The following is a 23,389-nucleotide window of genomic DNA, read 5'->3' as shown; positions in this document are numbered from 1 at the left end:
TTAAGACGTCTGTTTCAATGACGATTTTTTCCATAAAAAATACACCGCTGGCAGCACCAATAACGTCAGCACGACCGCGCTCACCATACCGCCGACCATAGGCGCGGCGATTCGACTCATGACTTCGGAACCTGTGCCCGTGCCATACAAAATAGGCAGTAAGCCGATGATGATGGCCGCAGCGGTCATCATCACAGGACGAACTCGCATACCCGCGCCGTGAAGCACCGCGTGATAAAGCGTATCCACACGTGGTGAAACGCCCTTTTCAGCGCATTTACGCTGCGTCTCAGCCCACGCTTGATTCAAATACACCAGCATAATGACGCCGATTTCCACCGCGACCCCAGCCAGCGCAATAAAGCCAACACCCACCGCAACCGAGAAGTTGAAGCCAGACAAATACATCAGCCAAATACTGCCCACCATGGCAAAGGGAAGCGTCCCCATAATGATGGCGACCTCAGAAAAGTTACGAAAATTGATGTACAAGAGAACAATAATAATGACCAATGTCAGCGGCACCACATACGTCAGCTTTTCTTTCGCCCGTTGCATGTATTCATATTGGCCAGACCAATTTAACGAGTAGCCAGCAGGTAACGTCACCTGATCCGCCACGATTTTTTGCGCGTTTTCAACATAACGACCAATATCCACGCCTTCAATGTCTACAAAGGTCCAGCCATTCAAACGGGCATTTTCACTTTTTAGCCCCGGCGGCCCTTCTTCCACATACACATCCGCAATATCTCCCAGAGCGATTCGTAAACCATTCGGCGTCACAATCGGCAAAAGGGCTAACTGCTCGGGGGAATCTCGATATTCCTGCGGATAACGCACGTTAATCGGATAGCGCTCCAGCCCTTCAATGGTATTGGTGACATTCATGCCACCCACCGCAGACGAGATCAGCTCTTGAACATCTTGAATGTTCATCCCATAGCGGGAAGCTTTTGCTCGATCGATATCAATGTTGACATAACGACCGCCTGCCACGCGTTCAGAATAAACCGATGCCGTTCCTTCGACTGGTTTCAAGATTTTCTCTAACTGCAAACCGATGTCTTGAATGACCTTTAGATCAGGCCCAGCAACCTTAATACCCACTGGCGTTTTAATGCCTGTTGCCAACATATCGATGCGTGTTTTTATCGGCATGACCCACGCGTTTGTAATGCCTGGAATATTGATTAACTGATCTAATTCTTGTTTTATCTTGTCGCTTGTCATGCCATCTCGCCACTCAGACTTAGGCTTAAATTGTATGAAGCTTTCTATCATGGTCAGCGGCGCAGGATCGGTTGCCGTTTCCGCACGACCCACTTTGCCAAAGACAGTTTTCACCTCAGGGACAGTCGCTATCAACTTATTGGTTTGTTGCAATACTTGACGTGCTTGCCCAATGGATATCCCTGGATAAGCCGTTGGCATATACATTAAGTCGCCTTCGTCTAAGCTGGGAATAAACTCACTGCCCAGCTTGTTGAGAGGCCACATCCCAATGGCAAAAATAGCAATCGCCACCACAATCGTTGTTTTCGGAAAACTCAACACCGTTTTTAACGCCGGCATATAGATTGCTACTAAGGCTCGATTAATCGGATTTTTATGTTCTGGTAATACCTTGCCTCGTACAAAGTACCCCATCAAAACAGGCACTAAGGTAATGGCTAACGCGGCTGACGCCGCCATGGCGTAGGTTTTGGTATACGCTAAGGGACCAAACATTCGACCCTCTTGAGACTCCAAGGTAAACACAGGCACAAAACTAACGGTGATGATCAACAAGCTAAAAAATAAAGCCGGCCCAACTTCGGTCGCCGCTGTGGCGACAATTTGCCAGCGGTTTTCCTTGGTCATTTCGACTTTTTCCATGTGCTTATGGAGGTTTTCGATCATCACGATGGCGCCATCTATCATCGCGCCAATGGCAATCGCAATACCGCCAAGGGACATGATGTTGGCATTAATACCTTGCCAATGCATAACAATGAAAGCGGTCAAAATCCCCACCGGCAAACTGATAATCGCCACCAAAGAAGAGCGTACATGGAAAAGAAACACCACACAGACCAGCGCCACCACAAGGAATTCTTCCAGCAGCTTCGTCCATAAATTCTCAACCGCACGATCAATCAATCCAGAGCGATCATAGACGGTAATGACTTCAACCCCTTTTGGCAGACTGGATTTAAGTGTTTCCAGTTTTGCTTTGACGCCTTCAATGGTTTTTTGGGCATTTTCACCAAAACGCATGACAACCACGCCACCAACCACTTCGCCTTCTCCGTTTAGCTCCGCCAAACCGCGCCGCATTTGCGGGCCAATGCCGACTTCGGCCACATCTTTGATCGTCAGTGGTGTACCACTTTCACTGACGCCAAGCGGAATCATTTCTATGTCTTCGACACTTTGTATGTAACCCGACGCTCGAACCATGTATTCGGCTTCTGCCATTTCAATGACCGACGCACCGACTTCCTGATTGCCGCGTTTAATCGCATTTTGAATATGGCTCAACGGCATATTCAGCGCGCGTAATTTATCGGGGTTAACACTCACTTGATACTGCTTAACCATGCCGCCAATCGGCGCCACTTCAGACACGCCAGGCACTGTCTGCAATTCATACTTCAAGAACCAGTCTTGCAGTGAACGTAGTTGACTCAAATCGTTTTGACCGGTTTTATCCACCAAAGCGTACAAGTACACCCAGCCAACGCCCGTTGCGTCAGGCCCTAATTGCGCTCTCGCGTTGCTCGGTAAGGACGGCGCAACCTGACTTAAATACTCCAACACTCGGCTTCGCGCCCAATACATGTCGGTGTCTTCATCAAAAATCACATAGACATAAGAATCCCCAAAAAACGAATAACCACGCACCGTTTGAGCACCCGGTACAGACAACATCGCCGTCGTCATTGGATACGTCACCTGGTCTTCCACCACTTGTGGCGCTTGACCCGGATAGCTGGTTTTAATGATGACTTGCACATCTGACAAGTCAGGAATCGCGTCAACAGGCGTATTCTTTAAAGAATACAAACCGGCGCCAACAAGAATAATACTGGCCAATAGCACCATAAGCCGATTATGAATAGACCAGCGGATAATCGCTTCAATCATGATATGTCCCTACTCTGCGTCAGCATCAAAAAAGTCAGTAACAGCAAACTTGGTGCTACTTTCACGGGTAATCTCAAGCTGAATGTTTTTACCAATCGGTAATTCATCCAGTTCCAACCAATCCGCTAATGCGAAGTCCATCGTCATTTTCGGCCAATTCCAATCCGAGATTGCTTCGTGATTCACATTCACCATGCGTGTTGTCGCATCAATACGATTAATGCGTGCGGCCACCCAAACATTGTTGGCGGGTTCTGCTACTGGCTCTGCTTGGTCTGACATTTGATTGTCCGACATGTCACTGGCAGACATTGCCGTCTGGTTACTGTCTGCATTCATGCGCTTGAAATCGGAGCTTTTACTGGACTCAGAATCCAACAAGAACTGCGCCGACGTCACCACGTCATCGCCCAATACTAAGCCGTCTAAGATTTCTACGTAGTCATCACCGAACGCACCGGTTTCGACAGCAATCGACTTATAACGCCCTTCGCCTAGTGCCAGTACCACACGGTTTTGTTCGCCTCCACGTATCAGGGCTTCTTTCGGAATCAATCGTCTTTGACCCGGTTCTGTGGTCTCAATACGCACATGGGCAAACATATCTGGCTTCAATAATTGATCTGGGTTATCCAAACGAATGCGAACGCGCAAAGTACGGTTTTTTGCATTCAGAGTTGGATAAATAAAGTCCACGTTACTGGCGAACGTTTTCCCCGGTAGGAAGTCCATGACGGCTTCAACCGGTTGGCCTACCGCAACGCGATGCGCTTGGCGTTCAAATACTTCGGCATCCAGCCACACTTCACTCAGATCCGCGATCGACATCAAGGTTGTGCCAGGTTTAATGTAGAAACCATCTTGAATCCCAAGGTTATCAATCACACCACTTTGTGGCGAAAAGAATCGCACCGTTTGAGACACTTTGCGTTTCGCTCTTAACGTTTGGATAAAATCGCTCGGCACCTGCAAGGCTTTTAGTCTCTCTTCACCCGCGTTGATCATGCGCTTGTCTTTTCGTGCTAACGCAAAGACAAATTCTTCCTGCGCATTCACCAAAGTCGGCGAATACAAATCGAATAAGGGCTGGCCTTTTTCAACCGAGTCGCCATTGGATTTTATAAAACTCTTTTCGATCCAGCCTTCGACGCGAGGATGAATATGAACGATCTTGTCTTCGTTGTAAGCCAAATAGCCCACCGTTCGAATCTCTGGTTTCAGCATGCCTTCAAACACTTTTCCTGTTCGCACACCAAGGTTATTAACCACTTCTGGCGAAATACTTACCGTGCCAACGCTGCTATTGTCAGAACCCTGAGCTGCTCCATAAAAAGGGATAAGGTCCATACCCATTGGTGATTGACCAGGTTTGTCGCGGCGATAATTTGGGTCCATTGGTGCCACCCAGTACAAGGGCAATTTTTCATCTTTCGCCATCGCGTCAGTCGTGCCTGAGTTCATTTCACCATTCAGTGCATTGAATGCTTGAAGACCAAAGTGATAACCCGCAACCGAAAGAACACCACCTAATACAAATACACCGATATATCCGATTACTTTCATTTGAGCTTCACCTCTTCACCTTGTGTCATCACATAATTCAATTCTGCTAAGCGCTTGAAGCGCTCGATGCGAATAGTCAACAATTCGATGTGCGCATTCAGCGTCGCAATACGCGCCTGAACCACATCCGAAAAAACACCATCGTTGCTGGTATAAGCATTCAACATGGCTTGCGCACTTTCACGATAACTAGGAATTAGCTTGGTTTGATAAAGACGGATGCGTTGATCTAGCAGTCGGATATCAGACGTCAGAACACGATATTTGGCCATGAGTTCATTCAGCACCAATTGCTTTTCAGAAAGAAAGGATTCGACTTGCAAGGACGCGGCTTTCACCTGAGCATCCTGTCGACGAGACGAAAAGATCGGCACGCTGACACTCACTGCAATCGACGCCAGATCAGCTCGGTCCTTGCCGCTTAGATCATCGCCGCGATAACCGTAGCCCAAGGTAACGCCCCATTCTGGTTTGTACTTTTGCTCGGCGATCGCTTTGTCTATCTGCGCGGTATTGGATTGAACGTCTACGATACGAACCAATGGATGCAGGCTCAAACGAGCCGCTAATGAATCCGATGCAAGAGTATTCGACGAGGTTATCAAGATGGGTTCACCCGTTGTTTTCAACGTGATGTCTTGATCTGATACGTTTCGATCAGTCATTACCGGAAGAATATATTGAGACAGTTTTTGCAGTGAATTTTCTTTCGCTTGGCGAAGCTGCGTAAGGCGATGATCTAACTTAATCAACTCTAGTTCAGAACGCACTAAATCTTGCTGTTTGGCTCGCCCGTACGCCGAGCTATAACTACTTTCCACAACCTCGTGAAGCTGTTCAAACAGGGTTCTATTTTGCTTCACGAGCTTGATGCTCTCTTCGTAACTGTATGCCGTTAGCCAAAGGTTCGATACCTCCATTGCTAACATCGCGCGACGATTGTCTCGCATCAACGGCATTTGATCGCCTTGCGCAGCGTACTTTTCCCCCGCTAAACGCAAGGTATCGCCCGCCGGAAACATTTGCGATACCGACACGTTAAATTGCGTCATCGCTTCTTGGTTAAAATCAAAACTGTCGGTTGGCATATTCAATAAGCCAACATTTATTTTCGGATCCGGCAATGCCGTCATGCCTTGGCTTAACACGCGAATGGCATTCTCTTTTTGCTGACTGGAAACCAACCAATCATCTTGAGAGACGGCTTTGTCTACCGCTTGCTGAAGGCTTAACGCTTCTGCATTCGCAACAAGCGGCAATAACGACAGTAAAGAAACAAAGGCAATACGATGCGTTTTACCGATTAAAAATAGACGGCAATAGACACTCTGTAACACATGACAGAATGCCAAAAGATTGTTTTTGGCCATTGGCTCGAGTACTCATTTTTAAATTCATAAAATCTCAACGCGAATAACAGCGATGAGTGAAACAGCGAATTTAAGAAATGACTATCGGAGGGAAGTAAGGCGTATTGGGGTAGGTAGAAACGTAGGATTCAGACGGTAATGCCGTGTGAACAAAAGAAAGATTTTCGGAATCTGAATAATAGCTGACCAGTAAACTAGAAAAGCTACTGCAATGATTATCCATACAATTTTGGTGGTTGTGTTCTGATATCAAGCTGGAGCATTCGTCCACCAAGGTAGACATACAAGAGGAGCCTTCATCTGAAGACATAACATGAGCCGATAATTCCGACATGGTATGTTCTTGCATAGGCATCATATTCGAAGTCGAAGACATCATATTGTTCGTTGCCATTGCCATCGAAAATAGCGATAGCACAAACAGCAACAAACACACGAAACCGTGTTTTCTCGCTGAAAGACTGACGTTATTTAAAACAAATGGTGGCATGAACAGAAATCTCAATTGTATATCCGCCAAACTATATGCAAGTAAATGACTGAAAGCAACGTGGAATTCAATAAAATTAACCCCGTAGCGATCCACTCCCCCTCAGAAACATAAATCTAAAAATGTCCTCTAAGTGAACGAAAGGAACCTTGGCATCAAGGCAACTGACGTCTAAGTACTTCAATGTGCTGTTGCAAACCGTCAATTTCATCAAGTAATTCTAAGCTCAACGCGACACCAGACAAATTCAATTTCAGTCCAATCATCAGTCGTTGAGCGCGCTGTAGTCGTACTAACGCTTGGCTATTAAAATACCAGTCATCGAGTAGAGGCTGTTCGATTGGTTCAACAATGCCGTATTCCACCATTTCAACAATCATCTGTGTGTGAGTACCACAGCGCTCGCAAACTTCTTCTAAGGTAAACAGCACATGCTCATGCTGAGAATCAATCACTACTATCTCTGATTTGGACATCATCTACCTCTCGAAAACGTGGCGTGGATTAAAGTTAGATTCACACTCAGCAAGTTGTTGGTAAAGTGCGTTGGCTTCACTGCTGTGTACTTTTGGTAAACTGATTTGCAAGGTCACGATTTGATCGCCCGTTGTTTTCTCACCTTTGTTAATCAAGCCTTTGCCTTTGATACGCAGTTTGTTACCACTATTGGCTGCTTTGGGTATTTTCAATTTTACTTTACCGTTAATAGTTGGCACTTCAACGGTCGCACCTAAAGCCGCTTCCCAACAAGTAACCGGTAAGGTCAATAAAATATCCGAGCCATCAACCGTAAAATAAGGGTGCGGCGCAAACTCAATTTCTAGCAGTAAGTCCCCCGCTTTGCCGCCACCAATGCCTAATTCTCCCTGCCCAGCCAAACGAATATGCTGACCCTGTGTGACGCCGGCGGGAATTTTTACGTTTAATGTTTTGTCTCTTTGCTTTACGACACCATTTTGATCTGGCTCGGCAACTCGTAATGATATTTGTCGCTGACAACCTTGATACGCTTCTTCAAGAAACAACGCGATTTTGTAATGTAAATCGCGCCCACGCTGACTCGCTGAGCGCCGAAAATCATCCGACTGACGAGAGCCTCCGCGACTGGCACCAAAAATCGAATCGAAAAAATCACTAAAATCACCATCGCTAGTGTAGCTGTATCCTTGATGATTTTCATGAGATGACTGCCAATCTGGCGGTGGCTGGAAGCCGCCATCAGATCTACGCGTACCTTGCTTACGTAATAAATCGTATTCAGCGCGCTTTTCTGGATCTTTTAATACGGTATAGGCTTCGCCCACTTCTTTGAACTGCTGCTCAGCGTTATGCTCTTTACTGACATCAGGGTGATATTTTCGAGCGAGCTTACGATAACTCGCTTTTATAGCGGAAGCGTCGGCTTGTTCAGCGACACCCAAAATTTTGTAATAATCTTTAAACTCCATACCGCCTCACTTCCATCGTAACCATTTTCTCTTACGAATTCGTTCGTTCAGTGCATTGACCCTGTCATCATCATAGGCCTTTCTTCAGCGATTAGTGTTTAAATTTCAAGCAAAGTTGATATAGATCTAGTTAGCGTGCGAATAAGCTTTATGGACTTCCCAGTCTTTACTAGACACCTATTAACGTTAAAATCTAGCCGTATAAAATTGAGCATTATTCCACCAAGTCATCTGTGGGTATTGTATTCTTTGTCTGAATGTAAGTTGTATTTTAAAAAATAATAGTTGAGGCTGTGTTTTTACTTTACTCCCAACTCTTCTTCTAAGGATTAGGCATTGGAAACATCTAAAATATGGACGAATGATGCTTTTTCTGGAGTAGAGCTTCTGTCTGCCAGTTACACCAAGTTTGAGTTTTCGAAGCACTGGCATGATGAGTTAGCGATTGGGATTATTGAAGAAGGTGCGGAAGGCTTACTGTATCGAGGCAATAACCTCTTGGTCCCGAAGAAGCATATTGTCGCGATCAATCCTGCAGAAGTTCACACCGGGTTTTCAGGGACAGAAAATGGCTGGCGCTACAGAATGTTTTATTTTGACCTTAATGCCTTAGCCGAACAATTTAAGACACGTAGCTTGCCAATAGACCCTATTATCAATCGTCCAGTCATATACGATGAAGACTTATTTACGGTGTTGTTAAATTTGCATTTGGCATTAGAACACGCTTCTTTTGCGCTAACAAAAGAGTCCTTATTTACTTTGGCGTTAGAAATGTTATTTACAAGCTATGGTTCGGCCAAATTGGAAGCACCTAACCCTATTGATATGAAAAGCAGCTATGAAGCACGAGACTTCATAAATGATAATTTTGATTCCAACCCTTCACTTGCTGATCTAGAGCGCCTATCAAATTGTTCAAGGTTCCAACTCATTAAGCACTTTAATTTACTGTTTGGAGTGACGCCTCACCAGTATTTACTCTTGGTTAAAGTCCAAAAAGCCAAACTTTTTTTAGCGCAAGGAATGAGTTGTGTTGATGTGTCTTTGGCGTGCGGCTTTTACGATCAGAGTCATTTCAATCGTAATTTTAAAAGAGCCTTTGGCGTGTCTCCTTCAAATTATCTTTGAACCTGTTTTTTTTAATACTAGAAAACCATTTACGATCAATTTCATACAAGACAGGCAATACGTTGCTCGTTAACCTCACCTCTTACATTTAAAAAGGAAGTGACTATGAGTTTGTTTATTATTTGGTTAGGAGTGATGTTTCCGCTGGTTTTTAGCCCTGGCCCTGCCAATATAGTATTTGCGATGTCAGGCGCAAAAGTAGGTGTAAAACGTTCAATTCCTTTGCTCGCGGGGGTTGATAGCGTCTTTATTGTCAAATCTATAATTGTCGGTTTTGGACTTGGAGAAGTGGTTCGTTCTCAACCAACACTGATGAACACCATACAGCTCCTTGGCTCGGTGTATTTGCTTTATTTGGCCATTACGTTCATTTCTTCACACACCACAAAATTCGAAGGAACAACAGAAACACTGGGCTTTGTTGATGGTTTATTAGTACAAGTTTTAAACAGCAAAGGCTGGCTAATGGTGTTCCTCATGTTTACTTTGTTTACGGAGCAATCACAGGAAACATTTGGTCAGAATGGCATTATCATCTTGATTGTTTGGCTTGCGATTCTAAATATATCGATGCATTTTATTTGGATTTCAATCGGCGAGTTACTGTCTAGAGTGTCGAGCAGTAAAGTCTATGAAAAAGCGCTGAACTTCTTCTACTCAGGTTGTCTAGCATTGGTTGCCATTTGGCTGATTATTGAAAATCCTATGGTGATTGAGTTTATTTCTCGTACTTAATAGCCTGTTAAGAGCTAATACGATGTAGCTCTTAACAGGTTTAAAGCGTCCCACTACCAGAAATATCAAGATTAATAAATGAAGAGAGCTAACCCTCTCTTTTTTTATGTCTGAACGAAAATGGTAAGCATAAAAAACCTGAAAGCTTACGCCGAAAAACTAAAAAAAATCAAAAAAAAAGGAGAACAATCGGAAAATTTAAGGAAAAAAGACACAAAAAAAGGGCTTACAAATTAATGTAAGCCCTTGATTTTATTAACTTAATAAGTGGTAGGGCTAGGCAGATTCGAACTGCCGACCTCATCCATGTCAAGGATGCGCTCTAACCAACTGAGCTATAGTCCTAAAAAGTGTTGGCTATTATACGCAGAGAGTTGGTTTTGACAAGCCTTCTTACGTGTTTTTTGAAGCCTTTGTTTTAAATAGGTTATTCACTTAAAGGGACAAGCAGTTCGTGGCCGATTACTTGATCAATCAAGCCATAAGGAACCTTGTATTTTTTATCTTTAAATTTAACAAGAGCATAGTCATAACACATTTCAAGCACGGTACAGTTCACTATTACACCGTTATCGATAACACGAATAATGTTGTAGCTTCTGAGAGTAATGGCCATTCAAGGCTCCTTTTTCTTTGAATCCAAGAGTTACGACTCACCAACGTCTTTTAGTTTTTTCTGCAACTGACGAATCTGATCTCGATAACCACCAGCCAGTTCGAATTTGAGCTCTTCAGACGCTTGCATCATTTCTTTCTGCAACTGGATCATAGCTTTACGAACCTGAGCTACATCTTCCATGCTTTCCACTTGATAGTCTTTGGCGGTCTCAGCCACTTTTTTAGCTTTGCCTCCACGCTTTCCTGCACCTGGGTTATAAGCCCCTTCCATGATGTCTTCAACTGATTTTGTAATGCCTACTGGTGTAATACCATGCTCTTCGTTATGTGCTTTTTGTTTTTCTCGACGGCGATCTGTTTCGCTAATCGCCCTCTCCATCGAACCCGTGATTCGATCTGCGTATAAAATGGCTTTACCGTTGACGTTACGAGCAGCACGACCGATGGTCTGGATCAGGGATTTTTCCGAGCGTAAAAAGCCTTCTTTATCGGCATCAAGAATCGCAACAAGGCTTACTTCCGGAATGTCTAACCCTTCTCGTAATAGGTTGATGCCCACTAAGACATCAAACTCACCCAAACGTAAGTCACGAATGATCTCAACTCGCTCTACCGTATCAATGTCTGAGTGCAAATAACGCACGCGAACACCATGATCGCTCAAATAATCACTTAAATCTTCCGCCATACGTTTAGTTAACGTAGTGACCAAAACGCGCTCACCAATAGGCGCTCTTAGATTAATTTCAGACAATAAGTCGTCTACCTGAGTCGCTACAGGTCGGACCTCTAGAATGGGGTCAATCAAACCTGTTGGTCTAACAATTTGTTCTACTACCCAATCCTGATGCTCGGCCTCATATTTCCCTGGCGTGGCGGAAACGAAAATAGTTTGCGGTTTAATTTGCTCCCACTCTTCAAATCGCATTGGTCGGTTATCAAGCGCAGAAGGCAATCGAAAACCATATTCAACGAGGTTTTCTTTACGAGAGCGGTCCCCTTTATACATAGCCCCAATCTGCGACACCGTCACATGGGATTCATCGATAACCAATAATGCGTTCGCGGGTAGGTAATCAAATAACGTCGGCGGCGGTGAGCCTTCTTCACGACCAGATAAATAGCGTGAGTAGTTTTCTATACCGTTACAATAACCCAGCTCTTGCATCATTTCTAAATCATAACGAGTACGTTGTTCTAGACGTTGTAACTCAACCAGTTTGTTCAAAGATTTAAGCTGCTCTAGTCGCTGATCTAACTCAACTTTAATTCGTTCAATGGCAGCAATAACCGTTTCTTTTGGCGTCACATAGTGAGTTTTTGGATAAATAGTGACACGAGGTACTTTACGAATGGTTTTGTTCGTCAAAGGATCAATCATCGATAAGTTTTCAACTTCGTCATCAAAAAGCTCGATACGAATTGCGGTCTCTTCAGAGTCCGCAGGGAAAACTTCGATAACATCGCCACGAACACGGAAATTACCACGTTCTAAAACTAAGTCATTGCGGGTGTATTGCAGTTCAGCCAAACGACGCAACACCGCCCGCTGATCAATACGATCACCACGATCCAAGTGCAACATCATTTTTAAATAAGACTGGGGATCGCCCAAACCATAGATAGCCGATACGGTTGCGACGATAATAACGTCTTCTCGTTCAAGTAACGCTTTAGTGGCAGACAGCCGCATTTGCTCTATGTGTTCATTGACTGACGAGTCTTTTTCGATAAAGGTATCGGATGCCGCCACATAAGCTTCAGGCTGATAGTAATCGTAGTAAGACACAAAATATTCTACGGCGTTATTCGGGAAGAATTCTTTAAATTCTCCATACAACTGCGCCGCCAGGGTTTTGTTGTGTACCATTACTATCGTTGGACGCTTAACCTGCGAAATCACATTGGCAATGGTGTAAGTCTTACCGGAGCCCGTTACACCTAATAAAGTCTGGTGAGCCAAGCCAGCTTCTACACCACGAACCAGTTTTTCGATGGCTTTTGGCTGATCGCCTGCGGGTGAGTAAGATGAAACAATTTGAAACTCTTGCGACACGGGTTTTTCCTAAGCTTTACAATCGACTCAACAGACTAGCAAATTTTACCTGTGGCGTCTGGTATTTCCGCTCACCTTCTCGTTGAAAACAACCAAATTTCATTATTCAGACGTCGCCTAAAAAGGCCTCAAATTCCAAGATGAACACATAAAGAGATAAGCTTATAACTTAATGACATTTTCTCGGCCCCTGCTCTATCAAATAAGACGCCAAAAAAGTACCATATTCAGCACATCAAGACTCATGTGACTAAGAAAAAATGAGCGTACGAGCAGGCAATTTACTACTGACAGAAAATAATAGACATAGCCTAACACTCCCATCACTTGGCATCAGAACCTCATGACAAAATTTGCTAAATATCTACCGGCGCTAACTTGGCTCAAAAGCTACCAAGGTGCTGATTTAAAAAGTGATACCGTCGCCAGTATCGTCTTCACTATCATGGTCATTCCACAAAGTTTAGCTTATGCCATGCTAGCAGGCTTACCCGCTATTACCGGGTTGTATGCCAGTATTTTGCCTTCTATTCTATATTCTTTATTTGGCACTAGTCGCTCGCTCGCGGTGGGACCCGTGGCGTTAACATCTGTCATGACGGCCTCTGCCGTTTTGCCCTTTGCCGTTTCTGGCAGCGAACAGTATGCCACCGTAGCGATTCTATTAGCCTTCATGTCTGGTGTATTTTTACTGGTGTTGAGTTTGTTACGCTTGGGCTTTCTCACCAATCTACTAAGCCACCCTGTCATCTCTGGTTTTATTAGTGCCTCTGCATTATTAATTGTCATCGGCCAATTAAAGTATCTGTTAGGCATTCAATCTGAAGGCGACACTTTGTTACCTTTAGTACATAGCTTGTACCTGCATCTGAACAATATAAATTTCCCCACTTTTATTCTAAGTTTAGCGTCTATCACCTCTCTTTTATTGATGCGTCGCTATTTTTCTACATTATTAAAAAGTCTCGGCTGCTCTGCGCAAGCCATTCAATTGTTTGGCAAATCAGGACCCGTTTTGGTGGTTGTTGCAACGACAGCAACCGTTGCTCTATTGTCTCTTGAAAACATGGGCGTCAGCATTATTGGTAGCGTGCCGATTAAGCCATTAGGGATCAATATGGAAGGCATCAACTGGAAGATAGTAGAAGAGCTATTACCCAGCGCTTTTTTGATTAGTATTGTTGGCTTTATTGGCTCTGTATCCGTGGCGCAATCCTTTGCCGCTAAACGACGCCAAGACATTGACCCGAATCAAGAACTTGTTGGGCTTGGTCTTGCCAATATAGGTTCTGCAATGTGTGGTGCATTTCCTGTTACTGGTGGTTTTTCTCGTACGGTATTAAATGCAGATTGTGGTTCAAAAAGCCCAATGACAGGCATTATTTCAGCCTTATTGATATTACTCACTTTACTCTTTCTGACGCCTTTATTTTATTATTTACCGAAAGCGATCTTAGCGTCCATTATTTCTATCTCTATGCTGCAGCTGGTCAGTGTACAAGACCTACGCAACTTATGGCGCTTTTCCAAAAAAGAGGCCAGCTTATTAATTATTACCTTTAGTGTCGTAATGATTGAAGGCATGGAAACGGGCTTGATTGTTGGCGTAATTCTTTCGATTTTGTGTTTTCTATGGCATACCAGTCACCCACACATCGCCATTGTTGGCAGACTACCAGGGACGGAGCATTTTCGTAATGTACAACGCTTTACAGTAGAAACTCATCCAAGCATTATTACTGTGCGTATTGACGAAAACTTATTCTTTGCCAATGCCAGAGTATTTGAAGAGAGACTACAAAGTTTGGTTTCACAAAATACGGCCGTGAAGCATTTGATACTAATGTGTACCGCAGTCAATATGATTGATGCCAGCGCGCTACAAAGTTTGGAAAAAATCGTCGATCGTTTAGCCGATTCTGATGTGAAATTGCACTTATCGGAAGTGAAGGGACCGGTGATGGATAGGTTAAAAGATTCAAAGTTACTTGATAACTTAACTGGCCAAGTGTTTCTCACTCAGTACCAAGCTATACAAGCATTAGAAGATAAACAAACCAAAAATTAGTTTATCTTCCATACTTACTAAGGCTTAATTTATTTTATTGTCCGCATCCAGTACTTGAATCACCGTGTGATTACGGTCAATAGTCTTAGGGCCGATTCCTTTTACTCTTGCCAATTGACTAATAGATTCAAAATGCCCGTTGGCGTCTCTATAAGCGATAATGGCTTCCGCTTTCTTTATACCAATACCAGACATAACCGCTGAAAGCTCAGTTGCTGTTGCGGTATTAATATCCAAAGGTGTGGCGGCAAAAAGTGAAAAAGGCGTTAAAGCCAAGGAAATAACAAACAGTGAGCGGAAAACACAGACACGAAAAATACGCTTTAAGTTCTTCATATAAACATCCTTTTAAAATGGGGCATGGCGTCTTGCCAATAAAAAACCACTTAATGTATCGCCAATAAGCCGACACTAATAAGTGGTTTTTAGAATAAAAGGTTTTTTCTCAGACTTCAAGACTCATTAAGAGTAATTTACGCCATCACGCCCAAATCCATATTCGCCTGAGTTAACACGGCAATAGGATCACTGGCCTGTGTAATAGGACGCCCCATAACAAGATAATGACTGCCAGCGGCCATGGCCTGAGCAGGCGTCATAATACGCTTTTGATCACCCTGATCAGAACCCGCAGGGCGAATTCCAGGTGTGACCAATACAAAGTCTTTACCGAGCTCCGTAGACAGCATGCTGGATTCTTGCGCAGAACAAACAACACCATCCATTCCCGACGATTTCGCCAACGCAGCGAGGCGCTTAACATGTTGCTCAGGCGTTGCATCAATGCCAATTTCAACAAGGTCAGATTGATCCATACTTGTTAACACTGTCACCGCAATTAATAATGTCTTGTTATCAGACAATTGCTGTAATGCATTTGCGGATGCTTCCATCATACGTCGACCACCAGACGCATGAATATTCACCATCCAAACCCCCGCTTTGGCCGCAGCGCTCACCGCATTCGCCACGGTATTTGGAATGTCATGGAATTTAAGATCAAGAAAAATATCAAAACCCAATTTATGCAGTTCGTCTAAAATAACAGGACCGGCTATTGTAAACAGCTCTTTACCGACTTTAACTCGACACTGATTAGGGTCTAGTCGTTTTGCCATATCAATGGATTGCGCCATAGTAGGGTAATCTAGGGCAACCACTATAGGGGATTGGCAGCTCATTCAGTGTCCTCTTTCTTTCAGTTTTTATCGATTGATGTATACAGTTAAATTGGCGTTATTCGCCCTCTAAACCATGAATAGGTTTCACAACACCCCAGTTTTTACAACTTGGACATTGCCAATGCAATTGATGACCAGAGAAACCACATTGGCGGCATTGGAATTTATGTTTAGCTTGTACAAGCTGGTCAATTAGCTCAAAAAGAACCACCAAATGCTGTTGGTTATAACCTTGTGAATCCGCAAGCTGCAAGCTAATTAACTCCTTAAAACCTTTAATGGTTGGGTGCAACCTGAGCTGCTCGACCAAAAACATTTCAGCGTAGTCTTTGTCTGTGTCCATATAATGCTGAACAAGCGCCATAATCAGAGCAGTAGATGGCTTCTTCTGATTTTGGTCTTGTAAGAATTTAATGTAACCACTGCTGCCCCAAACTTTTTGATAACACTCTTTTAATTTGGGAATGATAATAGAGATAAATTCAGGGTCTTGATCTGCCGCATGCTTCAATTCTTTGATCGCATCACGATAACGACGCTGGCTGTTTAAAACGTCAGCTGCGCCAATACTTGCTCGAATACAACTAGGATCAACCTCTAAAGCCAATTTGTAGTGCTGAAAAGCCGACTTCCACTGCTCTTTTTTTTGTAACTCTTGCGCCATTTCACAATGAAAATGCGCTAAGCGCTTAACCTCTTTTTTGGTCGGTGTTTCTTTTATAAGCTCAGAGCCAATTTGAATCGCTTTATCCCAACTCTGCTCAAATTCATAGAGATCCACCAGTAAAGTCAGAATTTTAGGCTGAAATTCGCTTTTCCGCGATGTGGATGCCATGTTTAGCAGCAAGCGCCCCGCTCGATCCAATAAACCCGCCGACATAAAATCGCTGGCCAATTCTAATTGCACCATGCGCATTTCACGTTGCGATATTTCAGGACGAGCAAGTAAGTTTTGATGAATATTAATAGCTTTTTGAATTTCGCCTTTCTTACGGAATAAATTTCCTAGTGTAAGGTGAATATCAAACGTATCGGAGTTGACTTCTAAAGAGTCGACAAAGGCATCAATTGCCTCAGAATGCTGGTCATTAAGTAAGTGATTAAGACCACGGAAATAATCGGTAGGAATACTTTTTTTGGTCTGTTTATTTTTCTTAGTCGGATTTTTGCGGCCCATTGCCCAGCCAACAAAAAGCGCGACAAATAGAACAAAAAACAACCCAATTTCGGTCAACTCAATTACTCCTTCCCGACATAAAGCTCTTTGGCAATAGAGGCTTTGCGTAAGGTATCCACTTCATCACGTGCTTTTTCGTATTTGCGGGTCAACACTTTAATCTGACGTTCACTTCGCATGTATGCAATGGAGCTTATCAATAGAGCAACACAAGCACCTACCGTAAAAGATAAAATGATATAGAGGGCGACGCTTAGTTGAGGACCCTGCCAAAAAACAAGATCAAGAGGAATCAGTTGCGGATTTCGGATAGCAAAAAACACACCTACGGCGAGAAAAAAAACAACGAAAACGGTGGAAATAACTCTTTTCAGCCATTTAAACATAAAACAACCTACCTAAAATAGAATGGCGATATTATGCCGTGATCGCTCAAAAATTTCGAGCCATAACGCGTAAATTAGTTAAGTTCATTTATCTCGTTATCAGGTAAATTGACCAACTCTCTCAATTCCTTACCCGGTTTAAAATGAGGTACATATTTTGCACTCAGCTCAACAGACTCCCCAGTTTTAGGGTTTCTACCAATTCTAGGTGCTCGATAATGCAGAGAAAAACTCCCAAAGCCTCTTATCTCGATGCGCTCACCATTCGCCAAAGAATCAGACATATGCTCCAGCATTGCCTTAATTGCTTGCTCGACATCTTTCACCGGCAAATGGGATTGCTGATCGATTAGCAGCTCTATCAGCTCAGATTTTGTCATTACTGTCCTCGCGACTATATTTTGATCACAGTGTAAGACTAGCTAAATTCAGAAAGAAAGCAATAAGTTAACGCACTTTAGGGTTATTTTTACTCAATTTATTCTATTGTAATAGCGAATATTACGAATGGATGCGTTCCACAACTAGCATAGAAGCAGTCTAGCTTTTATAATATCGTCCATATTTAATACATTGGAAGAAATAATCATGAGCTATAGCAAAATCCCAGCGGGCAAAGATGTTCCAAATGACATCAACGTAATCATCGAAATCCCAGCACAAGCGAATCCTGTTAAATACGAAGTAGATAAAGACATGGATGCGCTTGTTGTTGATCGATTCATGACTGCACCAATGTTTTACCCAGCAAACTACGGCTATGTAAATAATACATTGGCTGACGATGGCGACCCAGTAGATGTATTGGTAATTACGCCTTACCCTGTAGTTCCTGGTTCTGTTATTCGCTGCCGCCCTGTTGGCGTTTTAAACATGTCTGACGAAGCAGGCATGGACGCTAAATTGGTTGCCGTACCTCATGAAAAACTAAGCAAAGAATACGGCCACATCCAAGATGTAAACGATATTCCACAATTGCTACGCGATCAAATTGAACATTTCTTCGAAAACTACAAAACCCTTGAAAAAGGCAAGTGGGTAAAAGTTGAAGGCTGGGCAAACGCCGAAGAAGCGAAAAAAGCCATCATCGAAGGTGTAGAAGCTTACAACGCACAATAGAATAACAACTAAAATACGTTATTTTACTGCTAAAGACATAAAAAAAACCGATCCTAAGATCGGTTTTTTTATGTCTATTAACTTTCTATGTTACGAAGAAATTTATTCCATAGAGTCAAGGAAGCGCTCAGCGTCTAGAGCGGCCATGCAGCCTGTTCCAGCTGAGGTAATTGCTTGGCGATAAATGTGATCAGACACATCACCCGCCGCGAAAACACCATCAATGCTTGTTTGAGTTGCGTTACCATGCGAGCCAGTTTGAACTTTAATATAGCCATCTTTCATTTCTAGCTGGCCTTGGAAAATATCTGTATTTGGCTTATGGCCGATAGCAATAAACACACCCGCAACGGCGAGATCTTTAGACTCGCCCGTTTCATTGTTCTTAATACGAACACCTGTCACACCCGCGCTATCACCCAACACCTCATCAAGCTCAGAATACCACTCAATTTTCACATTGCCGTTTTTCGCTTTTTCCATCAATTTATCCGCAAGAATTTTCTCTGAACGGAATTTATCACGACGGTGAATAACGGTAACCGTTTTTGCGATATTAGACAGATACAATGCTTCTTCAACAGCTGTGTTACCGCCACCGATTACCGCTACATCTTGATTACGATAGAAAAAACCATCGCAAGTCGCGCAAGCAGACACGCCCTGCCCCATGAATTTCGTTTCGCTTTCTAGGCCCAAATATTGAGCGCTTGCGCCCGTTGAAATGATCAAGGCATCACAAGTATAAACACCACTGTCGCCTTCTAGACGGAAAGGACGGTTTTCTAAATCTACTTTATTAACGTGATCGAAAATGATTTCTGTTTCAAAACGCTCAGCATGCTTACGCATACGCTCCATCAATTCTGGACCTTGCACGCCTTGGTCATCACCTGGCCAGTTATCAACGTCCGTTGTTGTCGTCAACTGACCACCCATTTGCATACCGGTAATCATTACAGGATTAAGATTGGCACGCGCGGCATAAACAGCCGCCGTGTAACCCGCGGGACCTGAACCTAAAATCATCAATTTAGCGTGTTTTACATCGCTCATGTTATTGCTCCTGTAAATGAATGCTTGCCTGACACCTAAAGATGACAAGCTAAAAATGCTGTGATCAATTCTAACGAAAATCGGATGAAATTCTTAGAGAAAAATATTAATTACTGAGATAGGGGCTATCTATGAGTTTTCAAGCGCTTGTCTAGTTTAAAGTGAACAAGCCGCACATTCTGGGTCTGGCGTTAAACGCATATCACGCCAGCGACCTTCAAATCCATCAAACAGCCGCAACAAACCGTGTTGAACTTCACCACAACCACTGGCTAACTTTAACGCTTCAAGCCCTTGGAAAACGCCTAACAAACCAACAACAGGCGCAACAATACCACTTTCATTGCAGCTTAACTGCTGATCCGATAACGAAGGATAAAGGCACTCATAACATGGCGTAGATTTTTGATGGTACAAAAAGCTTACTAACTGACCTTCCCATCGAATAGCGGCCGCACTGACCAGCGGTTTTTTTAACACCAAACACGCCCGATTAATTGCCTGTCTGGCGGTGAAATTATCAGTGCAATCCAACACAACATCTGCTTCTTCAACCGCTTTTGATAACGATTCGCCCGATAGTTTATGAGCAATAGTATGGATTTTCACTGTCGCGTTTTTTTGAGCTAGCTGCTCTGCCGCGGCCACCACTTTATTTAACCCAATCTGACGTTCATCGTAGAGCACTTGACGAGGAAGATTGCTACTTTCCAACTGATCTCCATCGGCTAAAGTCAAACACCCCACCCCAGACGTCGCCAAATACGTCGCGGCAATATTTCCAAGCCCACCCAAACCGATCACCAACACTTTCGCTTGAGCAAGTTTTAACTGCCCTTGGATATCGAAATTCGGCAATAATAATTGACGACTGTAACGATCTAACTCTGATTCGTTCATTTTCACCTTACTTTCTTTATGTTCATCCTGCCCGACCAGTCAATTCTTTGATAAACTGGCGTTATTATCCCTTCCACGAGCACCCACCATGAGATTTCCCGGCAGACGCAAACTTAAACATTATTTCCCGGTATCTCAACCAAAACCGGTTTTACCTACATCAGAAGTACAACCTGATAAAGACACGTATATCGTAGGTTTGGATGAAACCATTGTCGATGTGGTTGCCAATGTCTCCGATCAATTTCTAGAGACATTCAATATCCAAAAAGGTCTTTCAAACCTTGTGGACCCTGAAACCGCCTCCGCTATTTACGGCGAATTAACGGCTCAAAATAGCATATCAGATCATTTTGCTGGCGGAACGATTGGTAATACGATCCATAACTACTCCGTACTGGCCGATGATAAATCTGTTTTGCTTGGTGTCATGTCAGCCAATATCACGCTGGGATCCCCAGCTTATCATTATATCTGTCACACCAGCAGTAAAGTCGATATGAACCACCTGCAAGGTGTGGCTGGGGATATCGGCCGCGGCATCACCTTGATTACGCCTGATGGCGAACGAACCTTCGCTATTGCGCCAGGTGACATGGATGAACTAGATACTGACCACATCCCAGAAAACATCATCGCTGGGGCGGCGGCGTTAGTCACTTGTGCTTACCCATTGAGGCATCAAGGCAAGCCCATCAAACAAGCCATGGTAAAAGCGTTACAGTACGCCCATCAGCACCATGTGCCTACGGTACTAACATTAGGCACTAAACATCTAGTAGAAGAACATCGAGAGGAACTGCTTGAGCTCATTAAAAACTATGTGAATGTGCTCGCCATGAACGAACTGGAAGCAGAGGCGCTCACCGGGCTTGCTGATCCACTTCTAGCCGCTGAGGCAATGCTAGAGTATGTTGATATCGTTTTGCTCACAGCAGGCCCTGATGGCATGTATCTCTGCGGTCATACTGACGACGAGTTTAAACGTGAAACCACTAACCCGATTAAGTCCGGTGGTTTGGCCGATTTTAACCGTTGGGAATTCAGCCGTCCGATGTTACGAGAAGCCTGTAAACAGCCGATTAAAGTCTTCTCGCATATTGATCCTTACATGGGCGGACCAGAAAAAATCCGCAACACCAATGGCGCAGGTGATGGGGCGTTATCCGCGTTATTGCATGATATTTCAGCAAACCATTTTCACAAAGAGACCATCCCAAACTCAAGCAAACACTCAGCTCCTTTTCTAGCCTACTCTTCGTTCGCTCAGATCTGTAAATACTCCAACCGCGTTAGCTATGAAATACTTGCTCACAACGCTTCTAGGCTTTCCAGAGGGTTACCAGAACGAGAAGACAGTTTAGAAGAAGCGTATTGGGAAAGATAAATTAATCCTATTTTTCAGACATAAAAAAACCATGCTCTGCATGGTTTTTTTTACCCTAATTAAAGTCTCGACTTCAAAGAGTAAATTAATTCATTGCCTCGATACCAAGAGCCTCATTTCGCTCAAACATACGATTAAGCTCAAGCAAGATAACCAACTCTTCTTCTTTTTGATAAACACCTTGAATAAACTTCAGTGCTTCATCATTACCAACGCTAGGACTTTGCTCAATCTCACTTTGGTATAAATAAAACACTTCTTGAACCGCATCGACAAGCAAGCCAACTTGTTCACCGTCATGTTCAATAATAATAATTCGAGTATCGTCACTAATAGTGCATTCAGGCAAACTAAAACGTACTCGAGTATCAACCACCGTGACGACATTACCACGCAAATTAACGATACCTAACACATAAGAAGGCGCACCTGGAACGGGAGCGATTTCGCTATAACGCAGCACTTCTTTAATTTGCATGACGTTAATACCATAAGTTTCGTCAATTAACTTAAAGGTTAGATACTGCAACAATTCGCCTTTGTTCGTTTCAGATAAGGCTTTCCCGTTTTCTTTAATAGGCGCTACTTCAGACATGGCTCAAATCCATATTTAATTTAATTCAATTAGAGTAATGTAGAACTCATCACATGTTTTGTCTAGCTTAACCAAACAGTGACGAGTCTACGAGCAACGTTAAGTAACAATTAGTTGTCTTGTTGTATCCCAACTATTGTCCAATTTGCATTGGCGTCTGACGTACTCTTTTCCAAGTGCCAAATTTCATTGGTGTCTGATGTCTCATCACCTTCTTTAATCCAACCTGAAAATTGGAGAGAGATAGACGCGGTAGAACCAATTTGCTCACCGCGAACAATTTCAACCATCAAAGAGACGACTTCTGTACGAGGCTTGTTATCACCGTAAGTAGCACGCTCTGTAACCAATAAGTTATAAAGCTCAGGGCTAACATAATCTAAAATTTCATCAAAGTTATTGTCATCCCACGCTTTTTGCAAAGTGATGTAATGGTTCTTTGCTTCAGCAACAAAACTTTGCTCATTAAAACCTTCTGGAAGCTTAATGTCTGATTGACCACCAAAACCTGAAATGCCGGTCATTGGTGACGCCTGACCACTCTCATTAGCCGATCCAGACATGTTACGAAACATGCCATTTCCAGCCGCAGATTCTGCAGCGGCACGACGTTTCGGTGCAATAAAGAATTTGTAAATTAAGAATCCAATCAAGGCGAACAGCAATATGTCACCAAAAGAAATACCAGAGAATGCGCCGCTACCAAACAAAGTTGCAAAAAGGCCGCCTACTAACAAACCACCTAACAAGCCTCCACCTAAACCGCCTAAGAAGCCGCCTCTTTTAGTACCTGCTGCTGCAGAGCTAGCCGTACCCGTTGTGTTTGCAGACGTTGTTTTAGACTTGGAGATGGAAAAACTCTTACCGAAGCTTTTACTACCGCCAAATTTTTTCGCCTGAACATCGGCGCTGTAACCACCTACACCGATTGCCAAAACACAAGCCATAAACATAGCAAATACTGTTGTTCTCACAAAAAC

22 protein-coding genes and 1 tRNA gene are annotated in these 23,389 nt (G+C 43.5%); 5 read left to right on the top strand and 18 right to left on the bottom strand.

Features of this window, described 5'->3' with window-relative positions; translation table 11 throughout:
• The 6 genes from MP3633_RS05145 to MP3633_RS05120 all read right to left on the bottom strand — a co-directional run bounded on the left by MP3633_RS05145 (position 1) and on the right by MP3633_RS05120 (position 8,000).
• Entirely contained in the window at positions 1 to 3,129 is a 3,129-nt protein-coding gene (locus MP3633_RS05145) for an efflux RND transporter permease subunit (RefSeq protein ID WP_176334727.1), read from the bottom strand.
• Between the two features lie 9 nt (positions 3,130 to 3,138).
• Positions 3,139 to 4,692, bottom strand: coding sequence for an efflux RND transporter periplasmic adaptor subunit (locus MP3633_RS05140; protein ID WP_176334726.1), 1,554 nt, complete (start codon positions 4,690 to 4,692; stop codon positions 3,139 to 3,141).
• A complete protein-coding gene (locus MP3633_RS05135) occupies positions 4,689 to 6,062 on the bottom strand; it encodes a TolC family protein (RefSeq protein ID WP_176334725.1) in 1,374 nt (457 codons plus the stop codon). Before MP3633_RS05135 ends, MP3633_RS05140 begins: the two co-directional genes overlap by 4 nt.
• A 70-nt stretch (positions 6,063 to 6,132) precedes the next feature.
• Entirely contained in the window at positions 6,133 to 6,552 is a 420-nt protein-coding gene (locus tag MP3633_RS05130; RefSeq protein WP_176334724.1) for a PHD finger domain-containing protein, read from the bottom strand.
• Between the two features lie 155 nt (positions 6,553 to 6,707).
• A complete protein-coding gene (locus MP3633_RS05125; protein ID WP_176334723.1) occupies positions 6,708 to 7,031 on the bottom strand; it encodes a chaperone modulator CbpM in 324 nt (107 codons plus the stop codon).
• Positions 7,032 to 8,000: a DnaJ C-terminal domain-containing protein gene (locus MP3633_RS05120; protein WP_176334722.1), complete on the bottom strand. Its 969-nt coding sequence runs from the start codon at positions 7,998 to 8,000 to the stop codon at positions 7,032 to 7,034. It lies immediately after the preceding gene.
• Between the two features lie 336 nt (positions 8,001 to 8,336).
• Between MP3633_RS05120 and MP3633_RS05115 the strand changes: the two genes are divergently transcribed.
• Both MP3633_RS05115 and MP3633_RS05110 read left to right on the top strand, forming a co-directional pair.
• A complete protein-coding gene (locus MP3633_RS05115; RefSeq protein WP_176334721.1) occupies positions 8,337 to 9,131 on the top strand; it encodes an AraC family transcriptional regulator in 795 nt (264 codons plus the stop codon).
• A gap of 105 nt (positions 9,132 to 9,236) precedes the next feature.
• On the top strand, positions 9,237 to 9,866 hold the full coding sequence (locus MP3633_RS05110; RefSeq protein WP_176334720.1) for a LysE family translocator: 630 nt from the start codon (positions 9,237 to 9,239) through the stop codon (positions 9,864 to 9,866).
• A 268-nt stretch (positions 9,867 to 10,134) separates the two neighbouring features.
• Here the strand turns inward: MP3633_RS05110 and MP3633_RS05105 are convergent.
• The 3 genes from MP3633_RS05105 to uvrB all read right to left on the bottom strand — a co-directional run bounded on the left by MP3633_RS05105 (position 10,135) and on the right by uvrB (position 12,540).
• Positions 10,135 to 10,211, bottom strand: a tRNA-Val gene (locus MP3633_RS05105).
• Between the two features lie 82 nt (positions 10,212 to 10,293).
• Complete coding sequence (locus MP3633_RS05100; RefSeq protein ID WP_112140242.1) at positions 10,294 to 10,482, bottom strand: hypothetical protein; 189 nt, start codon at positions 10,480 to 10,482, stop codon at positions 10,294 to 10,296.
• A gap of 30 nt (positions 10,483 to 10,512) precedes the next feature.
• Complete coding sequence (gene uvrB, locus MP3633_RS05095) at positions 10,513 to 12,540, bottom strand: excinuclease ABC subunit UvrB (protein WP_112140244.1); 2,028 nt, start codon at positions 12,538 to 12,540, stop codon at positions 10,513 to 10,515.
• 343 nt (positions 12,541 to 12,883) lie between these two features.
• Between uvrB and MP3633_RS05090 the strand changes: the two genes are divergently transcribed.
• Positions 12,884 to 14,608 (top strand): SulP family inorganic anion transporter, encoded by a 1,725-nt coding sequence (locus tag MP3633_RS05090; RefSeq protein WP_176334719.1) that lies wholly within the window; start codon positions 12,884 to 12,886, stop codon positions 14,606 to 14,608.
• Between the two features lie 24 nt (positions 14,609 to 14,632).
• On the opposite strand, the gene MP3633_RS05085 is transcribed toward MP3633_RS05090, so the two are convergent.
• The 5 genes from MP3633_RS05085 to ihfB all read right to left on the bottom strand — a co-directional run bounded on the left by MP3633_RS05085 (position 14,633) and on the right by ihfB (position 17,732).
• The gene (locus MP3633_RS05085) at positions 14,633 to 14,944 is read right to left on the bottom strand and encodes a ComEA family DNA-binding protein (protein ID WP_176334718.1); all 312 of its coding nucleotides are present in this window, start codon (positions 14,942 to 14,944) and stop codon (positions 14,633 to 14,635) included.
• Between the two features lie 137 nt (positions 14,945 to 15,081).
• Entirely contained in the window at positions 15,082 to 15,789 is a 708-nt protein-coding gene (gene pyrF, locus MP3633_RS05080) for an orotidine-5'-phosphate decarboxylase (RefSeq protein WP_176334717.1), read from the bottom strand.
• A gap of 55 nt (positions 15,790 to 15,844) precedes the next feature.
• Positions 15,845 to 17,023: a lipopolysaccharide assembly protein LapB gene (gene lapB / locus MP3633_RS05075; RefSeq protein ID WP_112140253.1), complete on the bottom strand. Its 1,179-nt coding sequence runs from the start codon at positions 17,021 to 17,023 to the stop codon at positions 15,845 to 15,847.
• A gap of 5 nt (positions 17,024 to 17,028) precedes the next feature.
• Positions 17,029 to 17,352: a LapA family protein gene (locus MP3633_RS05070; RefSeq protein ID WP_112140255.1), complete on the bottom strand. Its 324-nt coding sequence runs from the start codon at positions 17,350 to 17,352 to the stop codon at positions 17,029 to 17,031.
• A 74-nt stretch (positions 17,353 to 17,426) separates the two neighbouring features.
• Positions 17,427 to 17,732, bottom strand: coding sequence for an integration host factor subunit beta (ihfB, locus tag MP3633_RS05065; protein WP_112140256.1), 306 nt, complete (start codon positions 17,730 to 17,732; stop codon positions 17,427 to 17,429).
• 208 nt (positions 17,733 to 17,940) lie between these two features.
• On the opposite strand from ihfB, the gene ppa reads away from it, so the two are divergent.
• Positions 17,941 to 18,471 carry an inorganic diphosphatase gene (gene ppa / locus MP3633_RS05060; protein ID WP_112140258.1) on the top strand — a complete coding sequence of 177 codons (531 nt, stop codon included), beginning with the start codon at positions 17,941 to 17,943 and terminating at the stop codon, positions 18,469 to 18,471.
• A gap of 102 nt (positions 18,472 to 18,573) precedes the next feature.
• On the opposite strand, the gene trxB is transcribed toward ppa, so the two are convergent.
• Together trxB and MP3633_RS05050 are read right to left on the bottom strand one after the other, a co-directional pair.
• Positions 18,574 to 19,527 carry a thioredoxin-disulfide reductase gene (trxB, locus tag MP3633_RS05055; protein ID WP_112140259.1) on the bottom strand — a complete coding sequence of 318 codons (954 nt, stop codon included), beginning with the start codon at positions 19,525 to 19,527 and terminating at the stop codon, positions 18,574 to 18,576.
• A 156-nt stretch (positions 19,528 to 19,683) separates the two neighbouring features.
• Complete coding sequence (locus tag MP3633_RS05050) at positions 19,684 to 20,427, bottom strand: HesA/MoeB/ThiF family protein (RefSeq protein ID WP_176336734.1); 744 nt, start codon at positions 20,425 to 20,427, stop codon at positions 19,684 to 19,686.
• Positions 20,428 to 20,515: 88 nt separating this feature from the next.
• Here MP3633_RS05050 and MP3633_RS05045 point away from each other — a divergent pair, with 88 nt between their 5' ends.
• Positions 20,516 to 21,814, top strand: a complete 1,299-nt coding sequence (locus tag MP3633_RS05045) for an inosine/guanosine kinase (protein ID WP_176334716.1) — start codon at positions 20,516 to 20,518, stop codon at positions 21,812 to 21,814.
• Between the two features lie 85 nt (positions 21,815 to 21,899).
• Here MP3633_RS05045 and MP3633_RS05040 read toward each other — a convergent pair whose 3' ends face one another.
• Complete coding sequence (locus MP3633_RS05040) at positions 21,900 to 22,409, bottom strand: chemotaxis protein CheW (protein WP_112140264.1); 510 nt, start codon at positions 22,407 to 22,409, stop codon at positions 21,900 to 21,902.
• Between the two features lie 110 nt (positions 22,410 to 22,519).
• A complete protein-coding gene (locus MP3633_RS05035; RefSeq protein ID WP_112140266.1) occupies positions 22,520 to 23,383 on the bottom strand; it encodes a Tim44 domain-containing protein in 864 nt (287 codons plus the stop codon).
• Positions 23,384 to 23,389: the final 6 nt, after the last annotated feature.

It is taken from the genome of Marinomonas primoryensis, assembly GCF_013372285.1.
GTDB classification, from domain to species: domain Bacteria; phylum Pseudomonadota; class Gammaproteobacteria; order Pseudomonadales; family Marinomonadaceae; genus Marinomonas; species Marinomonas primoryensis.
The sequence above is the reverse complement of the archived record's forward strand: the minus strand, read 5'-3'. Positions and strand labels throughout refer to the sequence as shown.

What these genes read in the sequence shown, in the direction of transcription:
- MP3633_RS05045 (WP_176334716.1), top strand. Translation starts at nt 20,516, where the DNA reads ATGAGATTTCCCGGCAGACGCAAACTTAAACATTATTTCCCGGTATCT.
- MP3633_RS05100 (WP_112140242.1), bottom strand. Translation starts at nt 10,482, where the DNA reads ATGGCCATTACTCTCAGAAGCTACAACATTATTCGTGTTATCGATAAC.
- MP3633_RS05130 (WP_176334724.1), bottom strand. Translation starts at nt 6,552, where the DNA reads ATGCCACCATTTGTTTTAAATAACGTCAGTCTTTCAGCGAGAAAACAC.
- ppa (WP_112140258.1), top strand. Translation starts at nt 17,941, where the DNA reads ATGAGCTATAGCAAAATCCCAGCGGGCAAAGATGTTCCAAATGACATC.
- MP3633_RS05140 (WP_176334726.1), bottom strand. Translation starts at nt 4,692, where the DNA reads ATGAAAGTAATCGGATATATCGGTGTATTTGTATTAGGTGGTGTTCTT.
- MP3633_RS05040 (WP_112140264.1), bottom strand. Translation starts at nt 22,409, where the DNA reads ATGTCTGAAGTAGCGCCTATTAAAGAAAACGGGAAAGCCTTATCTGAA.
- MP3633_RS05125 (WP_176334723.1), bottom strand. Translation starts at nt 7,031, where the DNA reads ATGATGTCCAAATCAGAGATAGTAGTGATTGATTCTCAGCATGAGCAT.
- trxB (WP_112140259.1), bottom strand. Translation starts at nt 19,527, where the DNA reads ATGAGCGATGTAAAACACGCTAAATTGATGATTTTAGGTTCAGGTCCC.
- MP3633_RS05110 (WP_176334720.1), top strand. Translation starts at nt 9,237, where the DNA reads ATGAGTTTGTTTATTATTTGGTTAGGAGTGATGTTTCCGCTGGTTTTT.
- ihfB (WP_112140256.1), bottom strand. Translation starts at nt 17,732, where the DNA reads ATGACAAAATCTGAGCTGATAGAGCTGCTAATCGATCAGCAATCCCAT.
- MP3633_RS05070 (WP_112140255.1), bottom strand. Translation starts at nt 17,352, where the DNA reads ATGTTTAAATGGCTGAAAAGAGTTATTTCCACCGTTTTCGTTGTTTTT.
- MP3633_RS05085 (WP_176334718.1), bottom strand. Translation starts at nt 14,944, where the DNA reads ATGAAGAACTTAAAGCGTATTTTTCGTGTCTGTGTTTTCCGCTCACTG.
- pyrF (WP_176334717.1), bottom strand. Translation starts at nt 15,789, where the DNA reads ATGAGCTGCCAATCCCCTATAGTGGTTGCCCTAGATTACCCTACTATG.
- MP3633_RS05145 (WP_176334727.1), bottom strand. Translation starts at nt 3,129, where the DNA reads ATGATTGAAGCGATTATCCGCTGGTCTATTCATAATCGGCTTATGGTG.
- MP3633_RS05120 (WP_176334722.1), bottom strand. Translation starts at nt 8,000, where the DNA reads ATGGAGTTTAAAGATTATTACAAAATTTTGGGTGTCGCTGAACAAGCC.
- MP3633_RS05050 (WP_176336734.1), bottom strand. Translation starts at nt 20,427, where the DNA reads ATGAACGAATCAGAGTTAGATCGTTACAGTCGTCAATTATTATTGCCG.
- MP3633_RS05135 (WP_176334725.1), bottom strand. Translation starts at nt 6,062, where the DNA reads ATGGCCAAAAACAATCTTTTGGCATTCTGTCATGTGTTACAGAGTGTC.
- MP3633_RS05090 (WP_176334719.1), top strand. Translation starts at nt 12,884, where the DNA reads ATGACAAAATTTGCTAAATATCTACCGGCGCTAACTTGGCTCAAAAGC.